Source organism: Pseudomonas sp. RT6P73 (assembly GCF_054897715.1).
On the sequence record NZ_JBUBUV010000002.1, the window covers coordinates 1393047 to 1419823 of the forward strand.

A 26777-nucleotide genomic window follows, 5' to 3' on the forward strand; every position below is an offset into this window, starting at 1 on the left:
GATTTAAGGAATGAACCATGCTCCAACTGATCCTCGGCGGCGCCCGTTCCGGCAAAAGTCGCCTCGCTGAAAAACTCGCGACAGACAGCCGGCTTCAGGTCACCTACATCGCCACCAGCCAACCGCTGGACGGTGAAATGAACGAGCGTGTCGCCCATCACCGCGCCCGTCGTCCGGCTGAATGGGCATTGATCGAGGAACCGGTCGAACTCGCCCGCGTATTGCGCGAAAACGCCCGCGCCGACCGTTGCCTGCTGGTGGATTGCCTGACCCTGTGGATGACCAATCTGCTGTTGCTCGACGACGCCGAACGCCTCAACGCAGAACGCGAAGCCCTGCTGGACTGCCTGGCTTCTTTGCCGGGTGAAATCATTTTTGTCAGCAACGAGACCGGAATGGGTGTCGTGCCGCTGGGCGAATTGACTCGCCGCTATGTCGATGAAGCCGGTTGGCTGCATCAAGCCCTGGCCGAGCGCTGCCAACGTGTCGTCCTGACCGTCGCCGGCCTGCCCCTGACTTTGAAAGGACCCGCGTTATGACTCAATCCTGGTGGCTGAACCCGTGCAAGCCGATCGACGTTCAAGCCGTCGAACAGGCGCAGGCGCGTCAGCAGCAGCTGACCAAACCCGCCGGTTCTCTCGGCCGACTCGAATCGGTGGCCGTGCAATTGGCGGGGCTGCAGGGGCAGGTCAAACCAAGTCTTGAGCAGCTGTGGATTGCCATTTTTGCCGGTGACCATGGTGTGGTTGCAGAGGGCGTGTCGGCATTTCCTCAGGAAGTCACCGGGCAGATGCTGCATAACTTTGTCAGCGGTGGCGCGGCGATCAGTGTGTTGGCGCGCCAGCTCGGCGCTTCGCTGGAAGTGGTCGACCTCGGCACGGTGACGCCATCGTTGAACCTGCCGGGCGTGCGTCACCTCAATATCGGTGCGGGCACTGCCAACTTCGTGGAAGGCCCGGCCATGACGCAGGTCCAGGGCGAACTCGCCTTGCAGGCCGGTCGCGACAGCGTGCAGCGTGCGGTCACCGCCGGTGCGCAGTTGTTTATCGGCGGCGAGATGGGCATCGGCAACACCACCGCGGCCAGCGCGCTGGCCTGTGCCTTGCTCGACTGCCCGGTGGTGCATTTGGCCGGGCCGGGTACCGGTTTGGACGCGGCAGGTGTCAGCCATAAAGCCCAGGTCATCGAACGTGCCCTGGCATTGCATGGCGCTCAGCGTGGTGATGCATTGCAAACCCTGTTCAACCTCGGCGGTTTTGAGATTGCGGCGCTGGTCGGCGCGTATCTGGCGTGTGCCCAGGAAGGCGTTGCGGTGCTGGTGGACGGCTTTATTTGCAGCGTCGCCGCGTTGGTGGCAGTGCGCTTGAATCCTGACTGCCGTGAGTGGCTGTTGTTCGGCCATCGCGGTGCCGAGCCGGGCCATCGTCATGTGCTGGAAACCCTCAGTGCCGAGCCGCTGCTGGACCTCGGTCTGCGTCTGGGCGAGGGCAGCGGCGCCGCGTTGGCCGTGCCGTTGCTGCGTCTGGCCTGCGATCTTCACGGGCAAATGGCAACCTTCGCCGAAGCCGCAGTGGCGGATCGTCCGGCATGACGTTGCGTCTGGATCTTCTGCGCCATGGCGAAACCGAGCTCGGTGGCGGTTTGCGCGGCAGCCTCGATGATGCACTGACCGCCAAGGGCTGGGAGCAGATGCGCGCGGCGGTGGTCGAGCAAGGGCCGTGGGATCGCTTGATCAGTTCGCCGTTGCAACGTTGTGCGCGGTTTGCCGATGAGCTCGGTGCTCAGCTGGGGCTGCCAGTGCATCTGGACAAAAATCTGCAAGAGCTGCACTTCGGTGCCTGGGAAGGGCAGAGCGCGGCGGCGCTGATGGAGACTGACGCCGAGGGGCTGGGTCTGTTCTGGGCCGATCCTTATTCCTTTACGCCGCCTGAGGGTGAGCCGGTCGAGGATTTTTCGACGCGGGTGCTGAGGGCGGTGGGGTGTCTGCACGCGGCGTATGCAGGTGAACGGATCTTGCTGATCAGCCATGGTGGCGTCATGCGTTTATTGCTGGCTCAGGCGCGGGGGTTGCCGCGTGAGCAGTTGCTGAATGTCGAAGTCGGCCATGGCTCGCTGTTTTCGTTGCGCGTCGAGTCAGGCGTCATTCTCAAGGAAGCGATCTGACCATGTTGCCCTTCTGGATCGCCCTGCAATTTCTCAGCAGCTTGCCGATTCGTCTGCCCGGCATGCCCGCACCTCAGGAACTGGGTCGGTCGCTGCTGTTTTATCCGCTGGTCGGGCTGCTGTTCGGTGCACTTTTATGGGCACTGAACTGGCTGCTGCTCGGCACGCCGCTGTTGCTCCACGCCGCGTTGTTGCTGACGGTTTGGGTCTTGCTCAGCGGCGCGTTGCACTTGGATGGCCTGGCCGATAGCGCCGACGCCTGGCTCGGTGGTTTCGGCGACCGCGAGCGCACGTTGACCATCATGAAAGACCCGCGCAGTGGGCCGATTGCGGTGGTGACGCTGGTGCTGGTGTTGCTGCTCAAATTCGCCGCGTTGCTGGCGTTGATCGAGCAGCAGCATGGCTTAGTGCTGATCATCGTTCCGCTGATTGGCCGCGGCGCGATGCTGGGATTGTTCCTGACCACACCGTATGTGCGTGCCGGCGGGTTGGGGCAGGCGCTGGCGGATCATTTACCGCGCGCTGCGGGCAAGCAGGTGTTGGCGGTCAGTGCGTTGGCTTGCGTTTTGATCGCTGGAGTCAGCGGTGTCTGGGCGCTTTTGCTGGCGGGGGTGATGTTCGTTTGGTTGCGGCAGGTGATGCTGCGGCGATTGGGCGGCACGACGGGGGACACGGCCGGAGCGATGCTGGAGTTGATGGAGATGGCGGTGCTGGTGAGCGTTGCCCTGATTCTGTAGGAGCGAGCGGGCGGCGATCCGACTTGCCCGCGAAGGGCGCGACGCGTTTTGTCTGCCAAACCGCATTTTCGTTCTTCGCGGGCAAGTCGGAACGCCGCCCGCTCGCGCCTACGGTAATATGTGTCAAAAATTTGCATTCATTTAACCGCGGGTATATACACGCACCATGCTCGACTCTCAATGTTTATGCATCAACCTGCGTCGCGCCGCCCGTGGCGTCAGCAGGCATTACGACGGCGCTCTCGACGGCTTCGGGATCAACGTTGCCCAGTATTCTTTGCTGTGCAATCTGCAGCGCCTGAATGAACCAAGTATTTCCACCCTGGCCGAAGCCATGGGCCTGGACCGTAGCACCCTGGGGCGCAATCTTCGGGTGCTGGAAGGTGAGGGCCTGGTCACGCTGGTCGAGGGCGAGGACATGCGTAATCGCATCGTCCGGCTAACCGAGGCGGGTGCAGATCGCCTGGCCGCGGCCTTGCCTGCGTGGGAGGCGGCGCAGCAGCGATTGGTCGATCGTCTGGGTGCCGAAAAACGCGAAACCTTGTTGCGACTGCTGGACGAACTGGCGTGATGCCGGTTTTTCCGATCTTAAGCGGGTATATACCCGCTACCGGAGAATAAGAATGACCTCGATGTGGCGTACGTGCGGTTGGGTATTGGTGGGGAGTGCGCTGATCCTGGCATTGTCTTTGGGCGTGAGACACGGCTTCGGCCTGTTTCTGGCACCTATGAGTGCCGAGTTCGGTTGGGGTCGTGAGACGTTTGCATTTGCCATCGCCTTGCAGAACCTGATCTGGGGCCTCGCGCAGCCGTTCACCGGTGCGCTGGCTGACCGCTTTGGTGCGGCGAAAGTGGTGCTGGTCGGCGGTGTGCTGTACGCCTTGGGCCTGGTGTTCATGGGCTTGTCCGACTCGGCGGTGACCTTGTCCCTCAGTGCCGGTCTGTTGATCGGCATCGGCCTGTCGGGCACTTCGTTCTCTGTGATCCTCGGCGTGGTCGGTCGTGCCGTGCCAGCGGAGAAACGCAGCATGGGCATGGGCATCGCCAGCGCCGCCGGTTCGTTTGGTCAGTTTGCGATGTTGCCCGGTACGCTGGGGTTGATCGGCTGGCTGGGCTGGTCCGCGGCCTTGCTGGTGTTGGGCCTGCTGGTGGCGCTGATCATCCCGCTGGTAAGCATGCTCAAGGACAAACCGCTGCCGGTCCTCGGCCACGAACAAACCCTCTCCGAAGCGCTGCACGAAGCCTGCTCACATTCGGGGTTCTGGCTGTTGGCGTTCGGCTTTTTTGTCTGCGGTTTCCAGGTGGTGTTCATCGGCGTGCATTTGCCGGCGTATCTGGTGGATCAGCACCTTCCGGCCACGGTGGGCACCACGGTGCTGGCGCTGATCGGGTTGTTCAATATCTTCGGCACGTACACCGCAGGATGGCTTGGCGGTCGCATGTCCAAACCGCGCTTGCTCACCGGTTTATACCTGCTGCGGGCGGTGGTGATTACGCTGTTCCTGTGGGCGCCGGTCACCACCACCACCGCGTACCTGTTCGGCATGGCCATGGGCTTTCTGTGGCTGTCGACCGTGCCGTTGACCAACGGCACAGTGGCGACCTTGTTCGGTGTGCGAAATCTGTCCATGCTCGGTGGGATTGTGTTCCTCTTCCACCAGCTCGGTTCGTTCCTCGGCGGCTGGTTGGGTGGGGTGGTGTATGACCGAACCGGGAGCTATGACTTGATCTGGCAAGTGGCGATTCTCTTGAGCCTGTTGGCCGCCGCCCTGAACTGGCCGGTGCGTGAGCAGCCGGTTGCGCGCCTGCAAACCCGAATGAGTGTGATATGAACAGTCTCTGGCCGCGAATAGCCGTCGCCGCTGTCGGCGCCTTGCTGCTGGCGTTGGCATGGTGGGGATGGCATCAGGGCGGGCTGGCGCTGATGCAGTTGGGCATGGGTGCTTGCTAGAAACACGCGTGGGCGAGTAACTTCGTTTGTGACCATTGATCAAGGATGCACCGACATGCTGATGCGCTGGATTGCAGTCCCCGCGTTGCTGATGGCGTTTACCGGATTGGCACAGGCGGCCGAGTGCCCGGAACTGTTGCAGGGCTCGTTGCCCAAGTTGCGCGCAAAGGAATCCATCGACCTGTGCCAACGGTTTGAGGGTAAACCGCTGGTGGTGGTCAATACCGCAAGCTTCTGTGGCTTTGCCCCACAGTTCAAAAGCCTTGAGGCGCTGAATCAGCGCTACAAGGATCAGGGGCTGGAGGTGATCGGCGTTCCGTCCAATGACTTCAAGCAAGAGTCCAAGGATGGCGAAGAGACTGCCAAGGTCTGCTACGTGAACTACGGCGTGACGTTCAACATGACCGAGCCGCAGAAAGTCCGCGGTGACGACGCGACCCACTTGTTCAAGGTTCTCGCCAAACAGACCAGCGCGCCGAAGTGGAATTTCTATAAATACGTGGTCGATCGCAAGGGCAAGGTCATTGCCAATTTCTCCAGCCTGACCAAGCCCGACGATCCCGAGTTCATCGCCGCGGTGGAAAAAGCCCTGGCCTCGCAACCCTGATTGACGCCCACTAAAAAGCCCCGCCTCTGTACAAGAGCGCGGGGCTTTTTCAATTCAGGCGGCGAGGGATTCAGGCGCGCCGTGAATCAGAAGCGGTAGGTCGCGCCGACACCGAAACCGTTCGCCGAGTTTTCATACTTGGCGCTGTAGGTCTGGCGGCCGTTGCTATTGTTGACCTTTACCGACTCTTCGACCAGGTACGAGTACGCAACGTCGATGGTCAGGTCGTCGGTCGGGCTCCAGCCAGCGCCCAGGCTGAAAATCTTGCGATCGCCAGTCGGGATGCGTGGGGAACGGTTTTCGTTATTGGTCGGAGCCTGATCCACGGAGAAACCGGTGCGCAGGACCCATTGCTTGTTCACCTTATACGAAGCACCAATGGCGTGAGCCCAGGTGTCATGCCAGTTCTGCTCTTCGGTGATGGTACCAAGCCGGCTGTTCAGAGCAGCAGGAACGCCACTGTTCTCAACGGTGATTTCTTTCAGGCGGCTCCAGCGAGTCCAGGTGCTGCCTGCGTAGAGGGTCCACTGGTCGTTCAGCAGGTGAGTGACCGAAAAGTCCACCGACTCAGGTGTGGTGATGTCCAGCGAAGCGTCGAACTTCTGGTTTGGGTTCTGCCCCAGTGCGCCAAGCAGGCCGTAGTTGACCTTGGTGTCACCGTCGAGCTTGTACTTCACTTTCGAGTGATAGGTCAGGCCAAGGCGAGTGCTTTCGAGGGCTTGAACCATGATGCCGATGTTGTAGCCAAGAGCGGTGTCGTCACCCTTGATCTTGACTTCGCCATCCGCTGGGCCCTGCACCAGCGACAGGTTCGATTCCAGCTTGCCGTCGATGCGATTGATGGTTGGGCCGAAACCGATGGAGACCTTGTCGTTGAAGGCGTAGCTCACAGTCGGTTGCAGGGTGACGATCCTGACTTCGCTCTTGCTGCCGAAGTAACGGCCGGCAAAGCCTTTCTCGTAGTCGGTCACCAGGCCGAATGGAGCGTAGACGCCGAAACCGACTGCCCAATGGTCATCGATTGGCTTGACGTAGTAGCCCATAGGCACGCCCATGAAAGGGACCATGTCACCTTTGTTGGAACCGCCATTCGGACTGGAGCTGGCGTCACTGATGTCAGTGTGCGCGTCGATGAATGCAACACCGCCGGTCACTTGTTCGCGCTTGAGGCGAGACATGCCGGCAGGGTTGCCAGCAATGGTGGATGCGTCGTCGGCAGAGGAAGATCGCCCGGCAAAACCTGTTCCCATCCCGCTGATGCTTTGTTCGTTGAGGGCAAAGCCACTTGCGAAGATTTGGGTGGATGCCATGGCAACGGCGAGGCTAATGGTGGTTTTGAGCATTACTTTTTTCATTATTAGAACTCCTGGTGATCACCGGGGCGAAAATTACCAACATTTTCGTCCCAGCGCTATAGGCTGTATGGCTTGAGTTAGAGCGGTTTTGTAGGACAATCCGACCGAATTCGCGACCCGTTACAGGATCTTTGGAAACCGGTGGGTCAGCAGGCGACCTGATTCATTGATGAAACACAGGTTTGCCAGGCGTAGGTAAAGTCGCGCAGGCGTCCTTGAGGCTGAAAAGTCTGGCGCCAGATTCGGGCCATACCCAACAAGTCATCCGCGGCGGGGAGGGGAGTGTTCTGTTCTTCTACCAGCAGCCAGGCGATGGCAGTGGCGTAACGCAGGTTGACGGTCAATTCCAGGTGCGGCCCGCTGAGAAAGGCATGCTGACTGGCCAGGCCGCGCACGAGGCTCGCGCGCTCCGGGTCCAATGCCAGATAGTGATCCCAGAGAGCCTGGTGGCGGGGTTCGGCAATTCGGTACAGGCCGTGTCCACGGCGGTCATGCAGGGCGGAACCAAGGGCAGACTGGCTGGCGGCGATACCCAGCAGCAGGGATTCGGCAGTTGCGCTATGGCGCCCTAGGTAAATCAAAGTCGGGCGGATCACATAACGGCACAGTTCGCTGGCAGCGATACCCATAAAGCCCTCGGAACATGAAGTGGTCGGCGATACCTGAAGGGAGCGTTGGCAGCGGGTGAATCGAATCAGGCTCGCCGGAAGCGGAACAAGCCGCTTGAGTTGAAGTGTAGTGTCATATTCGCGCTGTAAAGGACTGTTTTTAAAATATTTCCGGCTTCCAGTTATAACCGTTATACCCGTTAGTGCTTAGCCACAGGCCGCGCGATGAGAAATATAGGGCAATAAAAAGCCCCGCTTTTTGAGCAGGGCTTTTGAGGTTTTCAGCTTTTCCGGCGTGTCAGGCAACCAGTGCCTGACGGGTACGCTCGATCACTGCCTGCAGCGGTTCTGCGCTGGAGTATTGATCGGGGTACAGGCGTTCGCTGTGACGAGCGATGCCGTGTTCGTTGACCAGAGTAAAGCTGAAGCAGCCTTTGCGAGCGGCCATGATCAGGCAATTCATTGGTGCAAAAGCGTTGGTTAGGGTGCGAATGGCATCCTGGGTGTGGATTTGAGTAGTCATTAAATGGGTGTTCCTACAAGCGACACGGATAAGAGCCGTGCAAAATTAAAACGTTCCAGTGACGACGACCACCATTGGTCGATCGAAGAACCCGACTGGAACAAAGCAGCCAGTTTGAAGCGCTGATAATTTGCGCGCTTGGGCTGGCAGGTAGGTACTTAGGAGGGCAGGCAACACATCAAGGGCAAAGGTTCTGGGCCCGGGGTGAAGATCCTGATCAATTTGCAGGCTGGTTCGGTCAGAGTAAGTGAGCTTCGCAACACCCTTTGCTTTCGATTCAAAGGCTGTGTTGGCGTAAGGTTTACCTGGAAACCATCGAGGTGGTCGATCCCGCTTGTTCGGTGGAGGCTTCCTTTTGGAAGGCTGACCGGGAGGATTTGTTCGACCAGAATTGACTTTCAGCTTGGTACTAACGCCGCGGATACTAACGGATCGAGTCGGCGAAGGGAAGCGCGAAGGAAAAATAATTCCGGAGCCCTGCAATCTCGCTCCCTATTCGGCCATTTTCCGACCACTGGTCGTCGGTCCGGCACAAGCCTGGGACAAGGGTTTGCCAAGGTTATCCCCAGAAACGCTCCGAAAAAACTCTCCGAAAAAGCGCATCGATATAACTGCCACGAAGGTACTTGTGCACATAAGTTGCGCAGACTGTAACCGGACTGTCATCCGCGCCCCGACCACAGTGGGTGCCTGTATTGAAAATTTAAGTCAATGAAAAACATCGCTTTTTTTTACTGGTGAAAAAATCGTCAGTTTGACTGCGAGCCCCATTCCACTGGGCTTTGCGAGAGTTCAAGGGCGGTTGTCCACTGAGTTATCCACAGCTTCTGTGGATTGTCCCGAGCGCTTGCTCTAGGACGGGCGTGCCGGGTTTTTTTAGGCTTTACCTGTAAGAAAAAAAGAGTAGAGTGGCGCGCCTTCCGATCTGCCCCACAGTGTTTTATGAAGTTTCGCTCCGTATCAGTTTCTGCCACCTCCACACCTCCCGGTGTTACCCCTCCCAAACGCTTTTCGATGCGCGTGGCGGAGTGGTTGCTGGACAGCCCGCGCCTGGGTGAAAACACCAACGTCAAACACTTCGCCGGGCGTTTGCTCAAACAGCCTGCCCGTGAAGGTGTGGTGGCCGCGCAAAGTCGTCTCGGCCAGCTGATGTGCCGCGAATGCGGCAATGCCCGGGATCGCCGCATTGGCCAGGACCTGTTGCGCCAAGCCGCGCGAGCAGGCGATCGGCGCGCCCTGCAGGAACTGGGCTTGGTCGAAGACTGAGCTGTCCAAGTTCTGACGCCTTGGTTAACCTTCAAGCTTTATCTCATCGGCAGGAGTCGCTATGGCTATGGACTTGACCAGCATTTTGCTTGGTCTGGCGGGCGCTGCACTGCCATTGCTGGTACTGGCCTGGCAAATCCAGCGCCGTGCGAGCGCGGGGCAAGCCGAGGTGGCCATGCTGGAAGAGCGTCTGGCCATGTCGCAACTGGCGCAGGACGGCTTGAATGCCCAGCTTGAAACCTGTCGCGATGAAATCGGTGATCTGGGCCAAGCCAACGCCGCCAAGCAGGCAGACATGGCCGCCATGCGCCGAGAAATTGAACTGCTGCAGATCGAGCGCGACGACGCCCGCGACGCGTCTCACGCCTGGAACATCGAACGCGCCGGCAAAGAAGCCGAGCTGCGGCGCCTGGACGCCCAGGCGGCCTCGCTCAACGCCGAACTGCGTGAGCAGCAGGACAGCCATCAGCAACGCCTCAACGACCTGCAAGGCTCGCGAGACGAGCTGCGAGCACAGTTCGCCGAACTGGCGGGCAAGATCTTCGACGAGCGTGAGCAGCGTTTCGCCGAAACCAGCCAGCAGCGTCTCGGTCAGTTGCTCGATCCTTTGAAGGAGCGCATCCAGTCTTTCGAAAAACGTGTCGAGGAAAGCTATCAGGCTGAAGCCCGCGAACGGTTTTCTCTGGCCAAAGAGCTGGAACGCCTGCAGCAGCTGAACCTGCGTCTGAGCGACGAAGCCACCAACCTCACCCGCGCTTTGAAAGGGCAGAAAACCCAAGGCAACTGGGGCGAGCTGATTCTTGAGCGCGTGCTTGAACACGCCGGGCTGGAGAAGGGCCGCGAGTACCAGACCCAAGTCACGCTCAAGGGCCCGGACGGTGAGCGTTTCCAGCCGGACGTGATCATTTATCTACCGGGCGACAAGCAAGTGGTGGTCGACTCCAAAGTCAGCCTCACGGCCTATCAGCAGTACGTGGCGGCCGAAGACGATGCCATCGGCCAGATCGCCATCAAGCAGCACGTGCTGTCGCTGCGCAATCACGTCAAAGGCCTGTCGGGCAAGGATTACAAGCGACTCGACGGCTTGCACAGCCTGGATTTTGTCTTGCTCTTCGTGCCGATCGAAGCGGCGTTTTCCGCTGCCCTGCAAGCTGAGCCGACACTGTTTCAGGAGGCCTTCGACCGCAACATCGTCATCGTCAGCCCGACCACGTTGCTGGCGACCCTGCGAGTCATCGACAGCTTGTGGAAGCAGGAGCGCCAGAGCCAGAACGCCCGGGAAATCGCCGAGCGCGCCGGATGGCTGTACGACAAGTTTGTGTTGTTCATCCAGGACCTGGACGAAGTCGGCAATCGCTTGCAGCAACTGGACAAGGCCTACAGTTCAGCGCGCAATAAGCTGACAGAAGGGCGCGGCAACCTGGTCAGTCGCAGTGAGCAGTTGAAGTTGCTGGGGGCGCGAGCCAGCAAGAGCTTGCCGGCTGATCTGTTGGAGCGAGCGATGACTGATGTCGATGGATTGGCTGAGTTGCCTGAATAAACCACTCACTTCTGTGGCGAGGGAGCTTGCTCCCGTTGGGCTGCAAAGCAGCCCCAGTGCTGCCACGATGACTCTCAGGTGGGCCGCGCTGCCTGATTGACGACTGCTGCGCAGCCGAGCGGGAGCAAGCTCCCTCGCCACAGGTTTTGGGTGGTCAGAAAGATCGCGCTACAACGGCAAATGCCTACTCAACAACGCCCGCAACGCCGCCGGTTTCACCGGTTTTGCCAGGTACTCCAGGCCCGCCGCATGCACTTGGGCCACCGTTTCCGGCCGGCCATCGGCACTGATCACCACCCCCGGCACCGGTTCCCCAAGTTGGGTGCGCAACCAAGCCATCAACTCGGTCCCGGTCTCGCCATGGTCCAGGTGGTAATCCACCAGCGCCAACTGCGGACGCACACCGTCGCTCAATAGCGCCGCGCATTCATCGCGGTTGCGCGCGGTCCAGACCTGGCAACCCCAACGTGTCAGCAGGCTGTTCATGCCGATCAGGATGCTGTCTTCGTTATCGATACACAGCACCTGTGCGCCGCTCAACACATGGCCATTGAGCTCGCTGACCTTGGCCGGCGCCACAGTCTGTGCCCGCGCCAGCGGTACGCTGACACTGAACACGCTGCCACGCCCCGGCCAGGACCGAACGCGCAAGGTGTGACCCAACACGCGACACAGCCCATCGGCAATCGCCAGCCCCAGGCCCAGGCCTTTCTCGGCGCGCGTCTGGTGGCTGTCGAGGCGTTTGAATTCTTCGAAAATCACCTGCTGTTTGTCTTCCGGAATCCCCGGCCCACGGTCCCAGACCTCCAGGCACAACTCGCCCTTGCGCCGCCGCACGCCGAGCAGCACCGGCCCCTTGGCGTAGCGGAAGGCGTTGGTCAGGAAATTCTGCAAGATCCGGCGCAGCAGTTTGATGTCGCTGTCGATCCGCAACGTGCTGCCCCGAACACGGAATTTCAGCCCTTGCTCCTGAGCCAGTGCCTTGAACTCGGCGCCGAGCGCATCGAACAGCTCGTTAAGCACAAAGGGTTTGGGATCCGGGTTGATCTTGCCGTTTTCCAGGCGGGAAATGTCCAGCAGGTCGCTGATCAGGTCCTCGGCCGAGCGCAGTGAACTGTCCAGGTGATGCACCAGTTTCTGCGCCTCGCTGGACAGGCCATCGTCTTGATGGGAGAGGGCGGCGGAGAACAAGCGTGCGGCATTCAGCGGTTGCATCAAGTCATGGCTGACCGCCGCCAGAAAGCGGGTTTTCGACTGGTTGGCCGATTCCGCGGTGCCCTTGGCTTCGGTCAGGGCAACGTTGAGTTGTGACAGTTCGTGGGTCCGTGCGGTGACCCGCTGCTCCAGGCCTTCGTTGGCTTCGGTCAGCGCCTGCTCGGCTTCGCGGAACGCGGTGATGTCGGTGAAACTCATGACGAAACCGCCGCCGGGCATCGGGTTGCCGATCAGCTCGATCACACGCCCGTTGGGGAAAAGTCTTTCAGAGGTGTGGGCGCGCCCCTGACGCATCCAGTGCAAGCGGCGGGCGACGTGCACTTCGGCTTCGCCGGGGCCGCACAGTCCGCGCTCGGCGTTGTAGCGAATGATGTCGGCAATCGGTCGGCCAAGCCTGATCAGCCCATCCGGGTAATTGAACAGTTCCAGATAGCGCCGGTTCCAGGCCACCAGTTTCAGCGATTGGTCGACCACGCTGATGCCCTGGGTGATGTTTTCGATAGCGCCTTGCAACAGGGCGCGGTTGAACTGCAGCACTTCCGAGGCTTCGTCGGCGATGCGGACTACATCCTCCAGCTGCATTTCCCGACCTTCGATGGCGGCTTTTACCACCGCCCGCGTCGACGAAGCGCCTAGTACACCGGCCAGCAAGCGTTCGGTATGGGCGATCCATTCACCGTCGGCGTTCTGGTTCGGGTTGAAGCCTTTGCCTTGGCGGTAGGCAAAACGAATGAAGCTCTGCCGCGCCCGTTCTTCACCAACGAAGCGGGCGGCCAGTTGCAGCAAATCGTCGATCTGCACCGCCAGCATCGAGCGGGCGCTGGGGCGAGCGCTGATTTCCTGGCCGATGAAACGACCGGCCTGCCAGTGCTCCGAAACCCTCGTACGTGACAGTACCGATACCCAGGCGAACAACGTGAAGTTGGCCGCCAGCGACAACACCACGCCTTGTGTCAGCGGGGTGAGCGGCAGTTTCAGCGGGTTGTTGTGCAACCAGGCCAGACCCGGGAAACTGCTCAAGGACAAACCGAGGCTGTGGGCCGCGATCGGCAGAATCAGGGTGTAGAACCAGAGGAATGTCCCGGCGGCGAGACCGGCGAATACGCCCCGGCGGTTGGCCTGTTTCCAGTACAGCGCGCCGAGCATGGCCGGGGCCAGTTGGGTCACAGCGGCAAAGGCGATCTGGCCGATGGTCGCCAGGCTCGCAGTGGAGCCGAGCAGGCGATAACTGACGTAAGCCAGTAACAGAATCACCACGATGCTGACCCGGCGCACCGACAACATCCACTGGCGGAACACTTCGAACGGCCGCTCAGCGTTGTTTCGGCGCAGCAACCACGGCAGCAACATGTCGTTGGAGACCATGGTCGACAGCGCGACGCTGGCGACGATCACCATGCCGGTCGCCGCCGAAGCACCGCCGATAAAGGCCAGCATCGCCAGGGCCGGGTGGGCTTGGGCCAAGGGCAGGCTGATGACGAAAGAGTCCGGCAGTACTGAGCTGGGCAGCAGCATCTGACCGGCGAGGGCGATCGGTACGACAAACAACGCCGCCAGCGCCAGGTAAGCAGGGAACACCCATTTCGCCAGGCGCAGATCCTGAGGGTCGATGTTTTCCACCACCGTCACGTGGAACTGCCGGGGCAGGCAGATGATCGCCATCATCGCCACGCCGGTCTGCACCACCATCGACGGCCAGTTGATGGTTTCCTTCCAGTACTCCTCCAAGCGCGGGGCGAGCATGGCTTGGTCGAACAGGTCTTCAAATCCGTCGTACAGGCCGTAGGTCACGAACGCGCCGACCGCGAGAAACGCGAACAGCTTGACCAGCGATTCGAAGGCAATCGCCAGCACCATGCCGCGGTGGTGTTCCGTGGCGTCGAGGTTGCGGGTACCGAAGACAATGGTGAACAGCGCCAACACCAGCGACACGATCAGCGCCGTGTCCTGCGCGCGGGTGCCCATGGCATCGGCACCGGCGCCGATCAGCAAGTTCACCCCGAGGACGATGCCCTTGAGTTGCAGTGCGATGTAGGGCAGCACGCCCACCAGGCAGATCAGCGCCACCACCACCGCCAGCGACTGGGATTTGCCGTAGCGGGCGGCGATGAAGTCGGCGATGGAGGTGATGTTCTCTTGCTTGCTGATCATCACCATTTTTTGCAGGACCCACGGCGCGCAAACCAGCAGCAGGATCGGCCCGAGGTAGATCGGCAGGAAAGACCAGAGTTGTTCGGCGGCCTGGCCGACTGCGCCAAAGAAGGTCCAGCTGGTGCAATAGACCGCCAACGACAGGCTGTACACCCACGCGCGCACTCGCGGCGGCAACGGCGTGCTGCGCCGGTCACCGTAAAAGGCGATGGCGAACATGATGGCCATATAGGCCAGGGCGACGGCGGCGATCAGCCCGCTGGACAACGGCATGGGAACTCCCGACAAAAGACACCCGGGACTCCCGCCCGGTCAGACAGTCTCGCACGATGGCCGGGGTTAGTCAGTGTCGACCAAGGTCGTGGCGCGGTGGGGTGTCGCAGGGTGTTTGTCTGCTGGATCTTTGGTGTTTGGGCGGGCCTCTTCGCGGGCAAGCCTCGCTCCTACAGGTTTTGTGTCGTTCGCCGATTAAGTGAACTACGCAGAACCTGTGGGAGCGTGGCTTGCCCGCGAAGGCGGCCTCACTGACTCAACGCAATCTCGATCAACCGATGCAACTCCTCAACCTCCAGCGGCGCCGCCGAAAACAGGATACGAAACACCGTGGGTGCCGCCACGAGGTTGATCAATCGGTCGACACTCGGCTTCGGCTCATCCGGGTAACGATCCAGAATCGTCTGCAACTGCCCGCCGATGATTGTCGCGCAATAGACCGGTGTGGTGCTGCATTGCACGTCGCGCAGCATGTTGCGGCCGGGTTCGGAATTCATCTCGTCCAGATACTGCTCCGCCCAGGCCCGCACATCACCGTGCAAGCTGCCGGTGTTGGCCGGTTCGCTTTCCGGGCGAAGTCGAGCTAGAGCGACGTCGGCCAGCAGCGTCGACAAATCCCCCCAGCGCCGATAGATGGTCGACGGTGTAACCCCCGCGCGCGCAGCAATTTGCGGCACGGTCACGGTCGAGCGGTCCTGCTCTTCAAGCAGATCGCGGACAGCCGAATGAATCGACTCTTGCACCCGGGCGCTTCGACCGCCCGGGCGTAAACCTTCTTTAATAGCCATACGGCGGACCTTAACACAAAGAATTTGCTTTAAGCGCTGGCCGGTAGCACACTCCGCAAAAGCAATAAATTAGCTTTTGCGGAGTGTGCGCATGTCCAGTTCGATATCAAACCGTTCCAGCCTGTGGTTTCTGGCGATCACTTTACTGAGTTTTCTCGCCGCTTCCACTGCGCCGACGCCTCTGTATCACTTGTATCAGGAACACCTGCAATTTTCGGCAGCGACCCTGACCCTGATTTTCGGCGTGTACGCCATCAGCTTGCTCGCGGCGTTGCTCACGGTCGGTTCGCTCTCGGATTACCTGGGACGCAAACCGGTGATCTTCACCGCTGTGCTGCTCAACATGCTGGCCATGCTGTTGTTTATCAATGCCGACAGCGTTGCGTGGTTGATCTGCGCCCGAGTGCTTCAGGGCTTTGCAACCGGGATGGCCACGGCGGCGTTGGGTGCCGCGCTGCTGGACACCGATCGCCAGCAAGGGCCGCTGGTCAATAGCGTTGCGCCGCTGCTCGGCATGGCGGTTGGCGCCATGGGCTGCGGGTTGTTGGCCGAGTTCGCGCCGCTGCCGCTGCAATTGACCTTTTGGGTGCTGCTCGCGCTGTTCGGGTTGCAGGCGCTGTACGTCTGGCGTCTGCCGGAAAGCGTCAGTGCGCAACGTGGTGCGTTGGCATCGCTGCGTCCGACCCTGCATGTGCCCATCCAGGCGCGGCGTGCGTTGTGGCTGGTGCTGCCGATCAACACCGCCGCGTGGGCGCTCGGTGGTTTCTACGCGTCCCTCGCTCCGTCCCTTGTGCGGACGGCCACCGGATCGACGTCGAATCTGATTGGCGGGGCGACAGTGGCGGTGCTGACCGTCACCGGCGCGTTGATGATCTACACCTTGCGCAGTCGTCCGGCCGATAAAGTCTTGCGGGTCGGCGCGAGCATTCTGCCCGTGGGGGTGGCGCTGATTTTACTGGCGGTCCACAGCGCCAGCCTGCCGCTGTTTTTCATCGGGACGCTGGTCGCCGGTTGCGGTTTCGGCGCCAGTTTCCTCGGCTCGTTGCGCAGCGTGGTGCCGATGGCGCTGCCTCACGAACGGGCCGGGTTGATGTCGGCGTTTTATGTACTCAGTTATCTGGCGTTCTGCTTGCCGTCGTTGCTGGCGGGGAATCTGACGCGAGCCTTTGGTCTGGTGACCACGACCGATGGCTATGGCGCGGTGCTGATTGTCCTGTCGGTCGGCGCTCTGCTCGCGCTGATGCGTCAGCAGCCGGTCAAAGTCTCTGGTGTCGATGTTCGATGACCGCTAGCCTTGGCACCGCCACTTCTTTCGACGGACCGCTCCATGAAGATTATCCACAGCAAATCCTTCACCGCTGACCGTGCCTGGGGCGCCCTGGAGATCGCCAACATGAACGGCATCACCACCCGTTTGCACTGGACCGACCAGCCGTATAAATGGCACGTCAACGATGGGCAGGAAGTGTTCGTCGTGCTCGATGGTCAGGTGCAGATGCGCTACCGCGAAGAGGGCGTCGAGAAGGAAGCGCTGCTGGACGTGGGCGATATCTTTTATGCGTCTGTCGGCACCGAACACGTCGCCCATCCGCTAGGCGCGGCGAGGATCCTGGTGATCGAGACTGAAGGCAGCGTTTGACGCTATATCTGTAAAACAGATAACAGTTAGAGATATTACCCGTTATATAGATATTCGATTGAGATCTACCATGAATTCCACCTCACAAGAGGAAGAGGAATTCACCATGACATGCCCCAACACCACCCCCGGTTTCAAACCGTTCAGCCATTTGCAACACCCGCTGGAGGCCATTCGCCAATTCACGCCCAACTGGTTCGCCGCAACCATGGGGACCGGCGTGCTGGCATTGGCGCTGGCGCAATTGCCCGTCGCCATACCCGGTCTGCACGCGGTGGCCGAAGGTCTCTGGCTGCTCAATATCTGCCTGTTTGTATTGTTCACCGCAGCGTACGCGGCACGCTGGATGATGTTCTTCGATGAGGCGCGACGGATTTTCGGCCACTCCACGGTCTCGATGTTTTTCGGCACCATCCCCATGGGGTTGGCGACCATCATCAACGGTTTCCTGGTGTTCGGCTTGCCGCGCTGGGGCGACGGTGTGATTCATGTCGCCGAAGTGCTGTGGTGGCTCGATGTGGCCATGTCTGTGGCCTGCGGCGTGCTGATTCCCTACATGATGTTCACCCGTCAGGAACACAGCATCGACCAGATGACAGCGGTCTGGCTGTTGCCTGTAGTCGCGGCGGAAGTGGCCGCCGCCAGCGGTGGTTTGCTGGCACCGCACCTGGCCGATGCCCATTCGCAACTGGTGGTGCTGACGACCAGCTACGTACTCTGGGCCTTTTCCCTCCCGGTGGCGTTCAGCATTCTGACGATTCTGTTGTTGCGCATGGCGCTGCATAAACTGCCTCACGAAAACATGGCCGCCTCCAGCTGGCTGGCGCTGGGCCCGATCGGCACCGGGGCGTTGGGTATGTTGCTGCTGGGCGCCGACGCGCCGGCCATCTTCGCGGCCAACGGCCTGCCGGGCATAGGTGAAATTGCCGCCGGGTTGGGCCTGGTGGCCGGGATCACGCTGTGGGGATTCGGCTTCTGGTGGATGCTGATGGCGGTGCTGATTACCGTGCGTTACCTGCGCGACGGTATCCCGTTCAACCTTGGCTGGTGGGGCTTTACCTTCCCGCTGGGTGTCTACTCTCTGACGACGTTGAAACTGGGCAGCACCTTGAGCCTGACGTTTTTCAGTGTCTTTGGCTGCGTGCTGGTGGCGATGCTGGCGGTGATGTGGCTGATCGTCTCCCTACGCACGGTGCAGGGCGCGTGGCGGGGCGAGTTGTTTGTCTCGCCGTGCATTGCAGGATTAAAGAAATAACCGGCAAAGATTAGGTAATGTGTGGCCTGGATCGACGTTCGACATTCCAATAAAAACCGCCACGCCACTCTTTACCCAACATCAGGGACACATGGAAGATGAGCCACCCCTCACAGTTCACCTTGCTTCGCACCCGGCGCTTCCTGCCATTCTTTATTACGCAGTCCCTCGGGGCGTTCAACGACAACATCTTCAAACAGTCGTTGATCCTCGCCATTCTGTACAAGCTGACGATTGAGGGTGACCGTTCGATCTGGGTCAACCTGTGCGCGTTGCTGTTTATCCTGCCGTTCTTTCTGTTCTCGGCACTGGCCGGGCAGTTCGGGGAAAAGTTCGCCAAGGACGCGCTGATTCGTCTGATCAAGCTCGGGGAAATCGCCATCATGGCGGTCGGCGCGGTCGGTTTCCTGTTCGATCACCTGTCGCTGATGCTGGTGGCGCTGTTCGCCATGGGCACGCACTCGGCGCTGTTCGGGCCAGTGAAATACTCGATCCTGCCCCAGGCCTTGCGTGAAGAAGAGCTGGTGGGCGGTAACGGGCTGGTGGAAATGGGCACGTTTCTGGCGATCCTCGCGGGGACCATCGGCGCCGGGATCATGATGTCGTCCAGTCATTACGCGCCCATCGTTTCCACCGCGATCATCGGTATCGCGGTGCTCGGCTACCTGGCCAGCCGCAGCATTCCCCGGGCGGCGGCCTCATCGCCGAACATGCGCCTGAACTGGAACATCTTCAGCCAATCCTGGGCCACCTTGAAACTGGGCCTGGGGCAAACGCCTGCGGTGTCGCGTTCCATCGTCGGCAACTCGTGGTTCTGGTTTGTCGGGGCGATTTATCTGACGCAGATCCCGGCCTATGCCAAGGAATGGATGCACGGCGACGAGACGGTGGTGACGCTGATTCTGACGGTGTTCTCGGTGGGTATCGCGCTGGGCTCGATGCTCTGCGAGAAACTCTCCGGACGCAAAGTCGAGATCGGCCTGGTGCCGTTCGGTTCGTTCGGGTTGACGGTATTTGGTTTGCTGCTGTGGTGGCATTCCGGCGGTATTCCAGACAGCGTTGACGGCCATGGCTGGATCGAAATCCTTGGGTTTGGCCACACCTGGCTGGTGCTGATCGACATTCTGGGGCTGGGGATTTTCGGTGGTTTCTACATTGTGCCGCTGTACGCGCTGATTCAGTCGCGCACCCCGGAGAACGAGCGGGCGCGGGTGATTGCCGCCAACAACATTCTCAACGCACTGTTTATGGTGGTGTCGGCGATTGTCTCGATCGTCCTGCTGAGCATGGTCGAACTGTCGATCCCGCAGCTGTTTCTGGTGGTGTCGCTGCTGAACATCGGCGTCAACGCCTACATCTTCAGCATCGTCCCCGAGTTCACCATGCGCTTCATGATCTGGCTGCTCAGCCATTCCATGTACCGCGTGGAGCATCGCAACCTCGACTTGATCCCGGATGAAGGCGCGGCATTGCTGGTCTGCAATCACGTGTCGTTTGTCGACGCGTTGCTGATTGGCGGCGCGGTGCGTCGGCCGATTCGCTTTGTCATGTACTACAAGATCTACAACCTGCCGGTGCTGAACTTTATCTTTCGCACGGCCGGGACGATTCCGATCGCAGGGCGCCAGGAAGACATTCAAATCTACGAAAAGGCCTTCACGCGGATTGCCCAATATCTGAAGGACGGTGAGCTGGTGTGCATCTTCCCTGAAGGCAAGTTGACCGCCGACGGGGAGATGAGCGAGTTCAAGGGTGGCCTGGTGCGGATTCTCGAAGAGACACCGGTGCCGGTGATTCCGCTGGCGTTGCAAGGGTTGTGGGGGAGTTTCTTCAGCCGCGATCCGGGCAAGGGGCTGTTTCGTCGGTTGTGGTCGCGGGTGACGTTGGTGGCGGGGCCGGCGGTGGCGGTTGAGGTGGCGGAGCCTGCAGCGTTGCAGGCGATGGTCGGGGATTTGCGCGGCACAGTTAGATAGTCAGTGACTTTGAGGGCCTCTTCGCGGGCAAGCCTCGCTCCTACAGGGTTAATAGTTCCCTGTAGGAGCGAGGCTTGCCCGCGAAGGCGATCTTAAGGTCAGGCGCTGACCTTGAGCCCAATCAACCCGGCAATAATCAACGCCACACTGGCCAGCCTGAACAGTGCCATGGATTCACCAAACAGAATGATCCCGGCGATGACCGTGCCCACGGCGCCCACGCCCGTCCAGATCGCATAGGCCGTGCCCAGCGGCAATTCCTTCATGGCAAGGCCGAGCAAGCCAAGGCTGATGACCATGGCGGCAACGGTCAATGCGGTCGGGAGAGGGCGGCTGAAACCGTCGGTGTATTTCAGGCCGACGGCCCAGCCGACTTCGAACAGGCCGGCGAAAAACAGAATGATCCAGGACATGAAAGACCTCCATCGATTGACGGGGTCGTCCCCAGATTAATGACTCGATCGAGCCGCGAGGTCGTCCTCGCGTTGCGCAATAGAGTGCCCATCATTAACCCGAGGATCAAGTTTTCGGATTACTCGGCCGCTTGTTGAGCCGCGATTTCCCGATCTTGTTTCTCGCTCATGCGGCGGAAATACGTCGAGAGCAACGCCCCTGAAATGTTGTGCCATACGCTGAACAGCGCGCTAGGCACTGCCGCCAATGGCGAGAAGTGCGCACTGGCCAACGCGGCGCCCAAGCCGGAATTCTGCATGCCGACTTCCAGTGCCAGGGATTTGCGCTGGGCCAGCGGCAACTTGAACAGGCGCCCGGTGAAGTAGCCCAGCAGATAACCGAAGCTGTTGTGCAACATCACCACGGCCATGATCAGCAGGCCGGATTCGGCGATCTTCGCCTGGCTGGCGGCCACCACGGCGGTGACGATGATCACGATGCTCACCACGGAAATCAGTGGCAACACCTCCACTGCATGGCGAACCCGATCGCCCAACAGGCGCTGAGCAACCACGCCAAGCACAATTGGCAACAGCACCACTTGCAGGATCGACCAGAACAGCTCCATGAAGGACACCGGCAACCACGCCGAGGCCAGCAGCCAGATCAGCGCGGGTGTCAGCAGCGGAGCGAGGAGGGTGGTGACGGCGGCGATGGCCACCGACAGTGCCAGGTCGCCGCGCGCCAGCCAGGTCATCACGTTCGACGAGGTGCCACTTGGGCAACAGCCGACCAGAATCACGCCGACGGCGATTTCCGGTGGCAGGTTGAACGCCTGGCAGAGCAACCACGCCACGCCGGGCATGATTACGAAATGTGCAACCACGCCCAGCGCCACGCGCCACGGATGGCGAGCGACTTCGGCGAAGTCTTCGAGTTTGAGGGTCAGGCCCATGCCGAACATCACCAGGCCCAGCAACGGCACGATCGCGCCTTTCAGGCCAATGAACCACGTCGGCTGCAAGAACGCCACGACCGCGAAAATCAGTACCCAATAAGCGAAGGTGTTGCCGACAAAGCGACTCAATGCAGCGAGGGCGCGCACGGGCTGATCCTTATTTTATTGAACACCACAAAAACAATGTGGGAGTGAGCCTGCTCGCGATGAGGGACTGACATTCAACATTGATGTTGACTGACACTCCGCCATCGCGAGCAGGCTCGCTCCCACAGTAGTAATCACAAGACTTTAGATCCCTTGCGGAAGCTCTTCACTGCCCAACGCTTCAACCAGCGCCGGCAGGAAATCGCCGAAGGTCAGCATCATCAGGGTGAAGCTGGCGTCCAGCTGGCCGAGGGCTTCTTCGCCACCGTCCTGTTCTGCCTGGTCTTGCAGCAGGTCTTCGAACTTCAGGCGCTTGACCACCATCTTGTCGTCGAGGACGAAAGACAGCTTGTCTTGCCAGGCCAGCGACAGCTGAGTCACCACTTTGCCGGTGCTCAAGTGCAGCTGAATCTCTTCGCTGGTCAGGTCCTGACGCTTGCAACGCACGATGCCGCCGTCTTCGTGGGTGTCGCGCAGTTCGCACTCGTCCAGTACAAAGAAGTCGTCCGCGGCTTTCTGGGTGGTGACCCATTCAGTCATGGTCGCGGTCGGCGACATTTTAACGGTCAGTGGACGTACCGGCAGGGTGCCGATCACTTCACGCAAGGTGGACAGCAGGTCTTCGGCACGTTTCGGGCTGGCCGAGTTGACCAGGATCAGACCCTGTTTCGGCGCAATGGCCGCGAAGGTCGACGAACGACGGATAAAGGCACGCGGCAGGAACGCCTGGATGATTTCATCCTTGATCTGGTCGCGTTCCTTTTTGTAGACCTTGCGCATTTGTTCGGCTTCGATCTCTTCGACCTTTTCCTTCACGGCGTCACGCACGACGCTGCCCGGCAAGATGCGCTCTTCTTTACGCGCGGCGATCAGCAGGAAGTCGCCGCTGACGTGCACCAGGGGTGCATCTTCGCCTTTGCCGAATGGCGCGACGAAACCGTAGGTGGTCAACTCCTGGCTTGCACATGGACGCGCCAGTTTGGTGGCCAGTGCAGTTTCCAACGCCTCGGCATCAAAAGGCAGATCTTGGGTCAGGCGATAGATAAGCAGGTTTTTGAACCACATGGGGCGAGTCTCTCCTTTATACAAAGGGGGGCATTATTCTCTTAGCGAAGCCATAGGCCAACCCTTCTCTAAGCCTTTGGAAGGCCTGCAAAAATTATTTAAAAAAGTGCTTGCCAGAGGTTGGGGCGCTCCGTAGAATGCGCGCCACACCGAAAGTGAAGGGTGATTAGCTCAGCTGGGAGAGCGTCTGCCTTACAAGCAGAATGTCGGCGGTTCGATCCCGTCATCACCCACCATTCGCTTTAGTGTTACGCGCAGCGGTAGTTCAGTCGGTTAGAATACCGGCCTGTCACGCCGGGGGTCGCGGGTTCGAGTCCCGTCCGCTGCGCCATATTCGGTAATCTGGAACGCTGAACGCCAGGTCACCACGGAAAAGCCCGCTAACGCGGGTTTTTTTCTGCCCAAAGTTTGTACGTTGTTCCTGCAGGTCGTGTCGTTTTACCGATTTTCAGATTTATTTGAAAAATTATTCAATTAAATCAACACTTTATGAAAATCTGTGGCACAATGCGCCCCGCAACGAAGGTAAAGGGTGATTAGCTCAACTGGGAGAGCGTCTGCCTTACAAGCAGAATGTCGGCGGTTCGATCCCGTCATCACCCACCATTTACTTTCAACGCTACGCGCAGCGGTAGTTCAGTCGGTTAGAATACCGGCCTGTCACGCCGGGGGTCGCGGGTTCGAGTCCCGTCCGCTGCGCCATATTCGGTAACCTGGAACGCTGAACGCCAGGTCACCACACAGAAAGCCCGCTTATGCGGGCTTTTTGCTGTCCGGGATTTGGCTTTTTGCCGACTATCCATGAAAAGCGAATTGCGCCATCACGCGATCTGTAGCAGCTGGCGAAGCCTGCGTTCGGCTGCGCAGCAGTCGTAAACCCTGAGCCCCGGATGGATCTGACGCACCGCGTTGTGTGGTTTTACGACTGCTACGCAGCCGAACGCAGGCTTCGCCAGCTGCTACACGTATGCGGTTTGCGCTGAAGTGTGTTGATCGTCGAGTCGTTTTTTACTTCTGCCCGCTTCTCATTGCTCGGCGTTACGGCTGTGGCGGTAATCGCTGACCGCTTCATACACCGCTTTGCGCAGGCGGTTGATGCCGCCAATCGGTCGATGGGCCTCAAGCCCGAACCACGGATTGAACGACTGGTTGTCGCATTGCAGGTTCAGCGTCGGCGTATCGAAGTCCTGGGCGGGCAGCTTGATCCGTGCCACGGTTTCGAACGGTGCATCCTTTTCCTTCCATTCAATACTTGTGTCCTCGATCGGCATGTATTTGCCGGGATCCTGCTTCTGGATCTGCAAGACGAAGCACGCGGGCACCCGATCCGTCGACAATTGCTGGTTCAGCGCATTGCGCAAAAAATTTGGCAGCTTCTGGTTCTGCGCCGGCAACGTGTAGGCCGGGCAGCTGTCGGGGTCCGGCATGACCCGGAATTTGGCGTTGGCTTCACCAAACTTGTAGGGCGAAACCGAAAAGTAAGTCGTCTGCGTCGGACTTTCCGGAGCAGGGGAGAGTGTCGCCAAGGCAATAAACAGATGACGAACCTGCCACGTGCGCGGATCCCAGCCGGGGAAAAACGCCGTCAGCTTCTTGCCATCGGCCTGCGCAGCCACATTCTGACGGTATTCGGCGACATCGCTGACGAAGAAATTCGGGTGGCTGAACATCACGAAGTCCTGTTCGCCGCGGCTTTGTTGATCGGTGAGCAGTTGTTTGCCGGGCACATCGAGCAGCTTGATCGCCATGCCCCGGGCATCGCGAATACTGTCGAACTGTGGATAGGCATTGCCGTTGGACAGTCGCATCGTCGCTTGCCAGGTTTTGCCGGGTTGACTGAACACGCCCTGACGCAGCTCATTCGCCAGATCCGGCAACACCTGGACTTCGGCCTTCACACAGCCGTGCGCCTTGGCATGCGCATCGCGCAGGTAGCGGGTGCTTTCGCGGTGCTGATCGACGATGCGCACGGCCGTCTGAATGATGTCCTGAGTCATCGCCGCTTCGCCGTTCGGGATCAGTTCCTCAGGCGAGACCGGTCCACGGTGCTGCCAGGCAAACCACGCCGTGGCCAGTGCCCAACCCAGCAATCCCAAGCCGAACAAGCAAAGCAGGACTCTGCCGAGAAAGGCGCCAAACCAGATCCAGAGTCTGCTCATGGCAATTGTGCCTCCAACGGGCCGCCCAACACTTTCAGGTACTCCAGCAGCGCCCAGCGCTCCTCCGGTTGCAGCAGGCGACCGATGACGCCGTTGCCACGCTTGCCGGCCCGGAATTCGTGGCCGCTGTTGTAATTGCCGGTGATGCGCGTGTCGAACTTGAAGCCATTGGTGAAGGCCTCGGTGCGATAACCCAGGTGCCTGGGGTCGTACTCGAACGTGCCTTTGTAGAAGGTCGTTGCGCGTTCATCCTGGGGCGAGAGCAGTTGATAAATGCTCGGCACCGAACCGTTGTGCAGAAACGGCGCCGTCGCCCAGACGCCGGCCAATGGGCGGGCCTTGTAGGCGCGCAGTTCGCGCACACCAATCGGCAGGCCGAAGCCATCCATGTCCGGGCGCTCGGCCTCGGGGATTTTCGCCTCGCGGTAGGCCCTGTTTCCTACGAACGCGGTGACATAGGCCAGGCCTTTGGCTGACGAGAGTTTGCTCATGTCCAGCGGTTCAGTGGGCGGCGGCTGCAACTGCACATCCAGTTTCGCCAGTTCCGCCGGGTCCCATTGCAAGGCGCTGAGGTCGAAGCGATGGTCGGCAATGTTATTGGCCGCGCCCGGGTCTGTGCCGATGTATTCCACCGGCAGCATTTTCAGATGTTGCACCCAGCGGCCATTGGTTTGAACCGATCGAGGCACGTGGCAACCGGCGCAGTTTTCGCTGAACAATTCGCGACCTTTAACGGCCAGGGGCTTGTTGACAGTGCCCAGCACGTCTTCCGGCCAGGCCGGTGGTTTGAGCCGTTGCAGGGATTGTTCGATCTGGTGCAGGTCGCGCAAGCGGACACTCGACGGATAGCGCTCGTCACCTTTAAGCGGTTGGCCGTTGGCGTCGAAGAAATTCAGGGTCGCGCCGACGCCCAGCGCCTCGCCAATGTTGCGCGCCATCGGTTGCTGCGCCGAACCGTTCCATTGCACCCAGTCAAAGGTCCACATGTCCCACAATTGCGGGTAGTCCACCGGGGCATTCGCTACGCGGTAATTATCGGCTGAAATCGCGTCGCCGAAGGTGGCGTTGGCGATACGGCCAAACGCGTCGGTTCGGCCGGGGCCTTCCTCGGTCGGGTAGAGCCCGCGATGGGTATCGTTCCAGGCCACCTTCACGAAGGTATTCAGAGAGGTTTTGAAGTCTTTGCGCAGTTGTTGGTGCCGGGCGTCGTAGTCCTCGCCCAGCACGTTGCGGGCGAAGCGTTCGAATTTCCAAGGGTTGTAGTACGTCGAGGCCAGACTGGCTACCAGCGCCTGTCCGAAACTGCCGCCGCGCAGTGTAGGAACACTGGAAGGCAGGACGTGCTGCGCCGAACCTCCGTCGATGCGCACGCCCTGGCCGTTGAAACGCAATTCACCGGTGTGGCAGGCGGCACAGGTGATGTCGAGGTATTCGTCCTGGCTGCCAGGGTTTTGATGGCGGGCAAAACCCACGGGCAAGTTGCCAGGGTTGTTTGGCGTGGCTTTCTGCCCGGGATCGATCAGAAAACCAAAGCGCGCGAGATACTCGGGGGCGGCGAATCGTTGTTCCGAGAAGGGCAGTTCGAGTTCCTTGAACCAGTCATAGCGCAAGCCTTTGACCTGAGTGCCCTGGGGGGTGAAGTAGTAAGCCTGGCGGTCGGCGGCGCTCCACTGCTCCAGATAACGCACCTTTTGTGCGGGGGACCAAGTCGGCAGTTTCGGGTTGGCGACGTAATACAGAACAACGGCCAGGCCCAGCCCCAACAGCACAGCGAACAGCACCAGCAGGCGGAATAAGAGACGCAAGATAAACATCCTTGTCGATTTGTAGCTCTCTTATGCCTCAGGATCCGGGGTGCGGCAAGTGGCCATTACGCCAGATGTTGTGGGATCCGGCACCCGTCTCTGTGAGCCCAAGATGACAGAAGCTTCATCATTCCAATCCCGAAATGCGTTAAAACACCTGAACTTATCAGAAGTTTCCTGCTCTCATGCCGGTAGCCATTGGTCGT

The 26777-nt window shown here is 60.0% G+C and carries 24 protein-coding genes and 4 tRNA genes; 18 read left to right on the forward strand and 10 right to left on the reverse strand.

Annotated elements, in window-relative coordinates; translation table 11 throughout:
* Positions 1 to 17: 17 nt before the first annotated feature.
* The 8 genes from cobU to ACYZT6_RS06910 all read left to right on the forward strand — a co-directional run bounded on the left by cobU (position 18) and on the right by ACYZT6_RS06910 (position 5458).
* The gene (cobU, locus tag ACYZT6_RS06875; protein WP_462026251.1) at positions 18 to 539 is read left to right on the forward strand and encodes a bifunctional adenosylcobinamide kinase/adenosylcobinamide-phosphate guanylyltransferase; all 522 of its coding nucleotides are present in this window, start codon (positions 18 to 20) and stop codon (positions 537 to 539) included.
* The gene (gene cobT, locus ACYZT6_RS06880) at positions 536 to 1591 is read left to right on the forward strand and encodes a nicotinate-nucleotide--dimethylbenzimidazole phosphoribosyltransferase (protein ID WP_462026252.1); all 1056 of its coding nucleotides are present in this window, start codon (positions 536 to 538) and stop codon (positions 1589 to 1591) included. Before cobU ends, cobT begins: the two co-directional genes overlap by 4 nt.
* Complete coding sequence (cobC, locus tag ACYZT6_RS06885) at positions 1588 to 2163, forward strand: alpha-ribazole phosphatase family protein (protein WP_462026253.1); 576 nt, start codon at positions 1588 to 1590, stop codon at positions 2161 to 2163. The genes cobT and cobC overlap by 4 nt, the downstream gene beginning before the upstream one ends.
* A 2-nt stretch (positions 2164 to 2165) precedes the next feature.
* Positions 2166 to 2900, forward strand: coding sequence for an adenosylcobinamide-GDP ribazoletransferase (locus ACYZT6_RS06890; protein WP_462026254.1), 735 nt, complete (start codon positions 2166 to 2168; stop codon positions 2898 to 2900).
* 166 nt (positions 2901 to 3066) lie between these two features.
* Positions 3067 to 3471, forward strand: coding sequence for a MarR family winged helix-turn-helix transcriptional regulator (locus ACYZT6_RS06895; protein WP_131062190.1), 405 nt, complete (start codon positions 3067 to 3069; stop codon positions 3469 to 3471).
* A 52-nt stretch (positions 3472 to 3523) separates the two neighbouring features.
* Positions 3524 to 4732: an MFS transporter gene (locus tag ACYZT6_RS06900; protein ID WP_462026255.1), complete on the forward strand. Its 1209-nt coding sequence runs from the start codon at positions 3524 to 3526 to the stop codon at positions 4730 to 4732.
* A complete protein-coding gene (locus ACYZT6_RS06905) occupies positions 4729 to 4851 on the forward strand; it encodes a hypothetical protein (RefSeq protein WP_256597486.1) in 123 nt (40 codons plus the stop codon). Before ACYZT6_RS06900 ends, ACYZT6_RS06905 begins: the two co-directional genes overlap by 4 nt.
* A 55-nt stretch (positions 4852 to 4906) precedes the next feature.
* A complete protein-coding gene (locus tag ACYZT6_RS06910) occupies positions 4907 to 5458 on the forward strand; it encodes a glutathione peroxidase (RefSeq protein ID WP_462026256.1) in 552 nt (183 codons plus the stop codon).
* An 86-nt stretch (positions 5459 to 5544) separates the two neighbouring features.
* Here ACYZT6_RS06910 and ACYZT6_RS06915 read toward each other — a convergent pair whose 3' ends face one another.
* The 3 genes from ACYZT6_RS06915 to ACYZT6_RS06925 all read right to left on the reverse strand — a co-directional run bounded on the left by ACYZT6_RS06915 (position 5545) and on the right by ACYZT6_RS06925 (position 7944).
* Positions 5545 to 6813: an OmpP1/FadL family transporter gene (locus tag ACYZT6_RS06915; protein WP_462026257.1), complete on the reverse strand. Its 1269-nt coding sequence runs from the start codon at positions 6811 to 6813 to the stop codon at positions 5545 to 5547.
* A 146-nt stretch (positions 6814 to 6959) separates the two neighbouring features.
* Complete coding sequence (locus ACYZT6_RS06920; RefSeq protein WP_462026258.1) at positions 6960 to 7442, reverse strand: hypothetical protein; 483 nt, start codon at positions 7440 to 7442, stop codon at positions 6960 to 6962.
* Between the two features lie 277 nt (positions 7443 to 7719).
* Positions 7720 to 7944 carry a hypothetical protein gene (locus ACYZT6_RS06925; protein ID WP_008031832.1) on the reverse strand — a complete coding sequence of 75 codons (225 nt, stop codon included), beginning with the start codon at positions 7942 to 7944 and terminating at the stop codon, positions 7720 to 7722.
* 942 nt (positions 7945 to 8886) lie between these two features.
* Between ACYZT6_RS06925 and ACYZT6_RS06930 the strand changes: the two genes are divergently transcribed.
* On the forward strand, positions 8887 to 9210 hold the full coding sequence (locus ACYZT6_RS06930) for an SEL1-like repeat protein (protein ID WP_109628672.1): 324 nt from the start codon (positions 8887 to 8889) through the stop codon (positions 9208 to 9210).
* Between the two features lie 175 nt (positions 9211 to 9385).
* Positions 9386 to 10750, forward strand: coding sequence for a DNA recombination protein RmuC (locus tag ACYZT6_RS06935; RefSeq protein ID WP_462029915.1), 1365 nt, complete (start codon positions 9386 to 9388; stop codon positions 10748 to 10750).
* Between the two features lie 168 nt (positions 10751 to 10918).
* Here the strand turns inward: ACYZT6_RS06935 and ACYZT6_RS06940 are convergent, their stop codons facing one another.
* Positions 10919 to 14389 (reverse strand): hybrid sensor histidine kinase/response regulator, encoded by a 3471-nt coding sequence (locus ACYZT6_RS06940; protein WP_462026259.1) that lies wholly within the window; start codon positions 14387 to 14389, stop codon positions 10919 to 10921.
* Between the two features lie 248 nt (positions 14390 to 14637).
* Complete coding sequence (locus ACYZT6_RS06945; RefSeq protein ID WP_462026260.1) at positions 14638 to 15177, reverse strand: TetR/AcrR family transcriptional regulator; 540 nt, start codon at positions 15175 to 15177, stop codon at positions 14638 to 14640.
* Between the two features lie 91 nt (positions 15178 to 15268).
* On the opposite strand from ACYZT6_RS06945, the gene ACYZT6_RS06950 reads away from it, so the two are divergent.
* The 4 genes from ACYZT6_RS06950 to ACYZT6_RS06965 all read left to right on the forward strand — a co-directional run bounded on the left by ACYZT6_RS06950 (position 15269) and on the right by ACYZT6_RS06965 (position 20044).
* A complete protein-coding gene (locus tag ACYZT6_RS06950) occupies positions 15269 to 16462 on the forward strand; it encodes an MFS transporter (RefSeq protein ID WP_462026261.1) in 1194 nt (397 codons plus the stop codon).
* A 42-nt stretch (positions 16463 to 16504) separates the two neighbouring features.
* Complete coding sequence (locus tag ACYZT6_RS06955; RefSeq protein WP_462026262.1) at positions 16505 to 16816, forward strand: cupin domain-containing protein; 312 nt, start codon at positions 16505 to 16507, stop codon at positions 16814 to 16816.
* 106 nt (positions 16817 to 16922) lie between these two features.
* Positions 16923 to 18071: a TDT family transporter gene (locus tag ACYZT6_RS06960; RefSeq protein WP_462026263.1), complete on the forward strand. Its 1149-nt coding sequence runs from the start codon at positions 16923 to 16925 to the stop codon at positions 18069 to 18071.
* Between the two features lie 98 nt (positions 18072 to 18169).
* The gene (locus ACYZT6_RS06965; RefSeq protein WP_462026264.1) at positions 18170 to 20044 is read left to right on the forward strand and encodes an MFS transporter; all 1875 of its coding nucleotides are present in this window, start codon (positions 18170 to 18172) and stop codon (positions 20042 to 20044) included.
* Between the two features lie 98 nt (positions 20045 to 20142).
* On the opposite strand, the gene sugE is transcribed toward ACYZT6_RS06965, so the two are convergent.
* The 3 genes from sugE to rdgC form a co-directional block, all read right to left on the reverse strand.
* Positions 20143 to 20457, reverse strand: coding sequence for a quaternary ammonium compound efflux SMR transporter SugE (gene sugE, locus ACYZT6_RS06970; RefSeq protein ID WP_462026265.1), 315 nt, complete (start codon positions 20455 to 20457; stop codon positions 20143 to 20145).
* Positions 20458 to 20576: 119 nt separating this feature from the next.
* Positions 20577 to 21542 carry a bile acid:sodium symporter family protein gene (locus ACYZT6_RS06975; RefSeq protein WP_462026266.1) on the reverse strand — a complete coding sequence of 322 codons (966 nt, stop codon included), beginning with the start codon at positions 21540 to 21542 and terminating at the stop codon, positions 20577 to 20579.
* Between the two features lie 144 nt (positions 21543 to 21686).
* Positions 21687 to 22607, reverse strand: coding sequence for a recombination-associated protein RdgC (gene rdgC, locus ACYZT6_RS06980; protein WP_462026267.1), 921 nt, complete (start codon positions 22605 to 22607; stop codon positions 21687 to 21689).
* Positions 22608 to 22767: 160 nt separating this feature from the next.
* Here rdgC and ACYZT6_RS06985 point away from each other — a divergent pair.
* The 4 genes from ACYZT6_RS06985 to ACYZT6_RS07000 all read left to right on the forward strand — a co-directional run bounded on the left by ACYZT6_RS06985 (position 22768) and on the right by ACYZT6_RS07000 (position 23309).
* Positions 22768 to 22843: transfer RNA gene (locus ACYZT6_RS06985), tRNA-Val, on the forward strand.
* An 18-nt stretch (positions 22844 to 22861) separates the two neighbouring features.
* Positions 22862 to 22938 (forward strand) — tRNA-Asp (locus ACYZT6_RS06990).
* A 199-nt stretch (positions 22939 to 23137) separates the two neighbouring features.
* Positions 23138 to 23213, forward strand: a tRNA-Val gene (locus ACYZT6_RS06995).
* Between the two features lie 19 nt (positions 23214 to 23232).
* Positions 23233 to 23309 (forward strand) — tRNA-Asp (locus tag ACYZT6_RS07000).
* Positions 23310 to 23632: 323 nt separating this feature from the next.
* Here ACYZT6_RS07000 and ACYZT6_RS07005 read toward each other — a convergent pair.
* Positions 23633 to 24766: a catalase family protein gene (locus ACYZT6_RS07005; protein WP_462026268.1), complete on the reverse strand. Its 1134-nt coding sequence runs from the start codon at positions 24764 to 24766 to the stop codon at positions 23633 to 23635.
* Positions 24763 to 26571, reverse strand: coding sequence for a di-heme-cytochrome C peroxidase (locus tag ACYZT6_RS07010; protein ID WP_462026269.1), 1809 nt, complete (start codon positions 26569 to 26571; stop codon positions 24763 to 24765). Before ACYZT6_RS07010 ends, ACYZT6_RS07005 begins: the two co-directional genes overlap by 4 nt.
* Between the last annotated feature and the right edge of the window lie 206 nt (positions 26572 to 26777).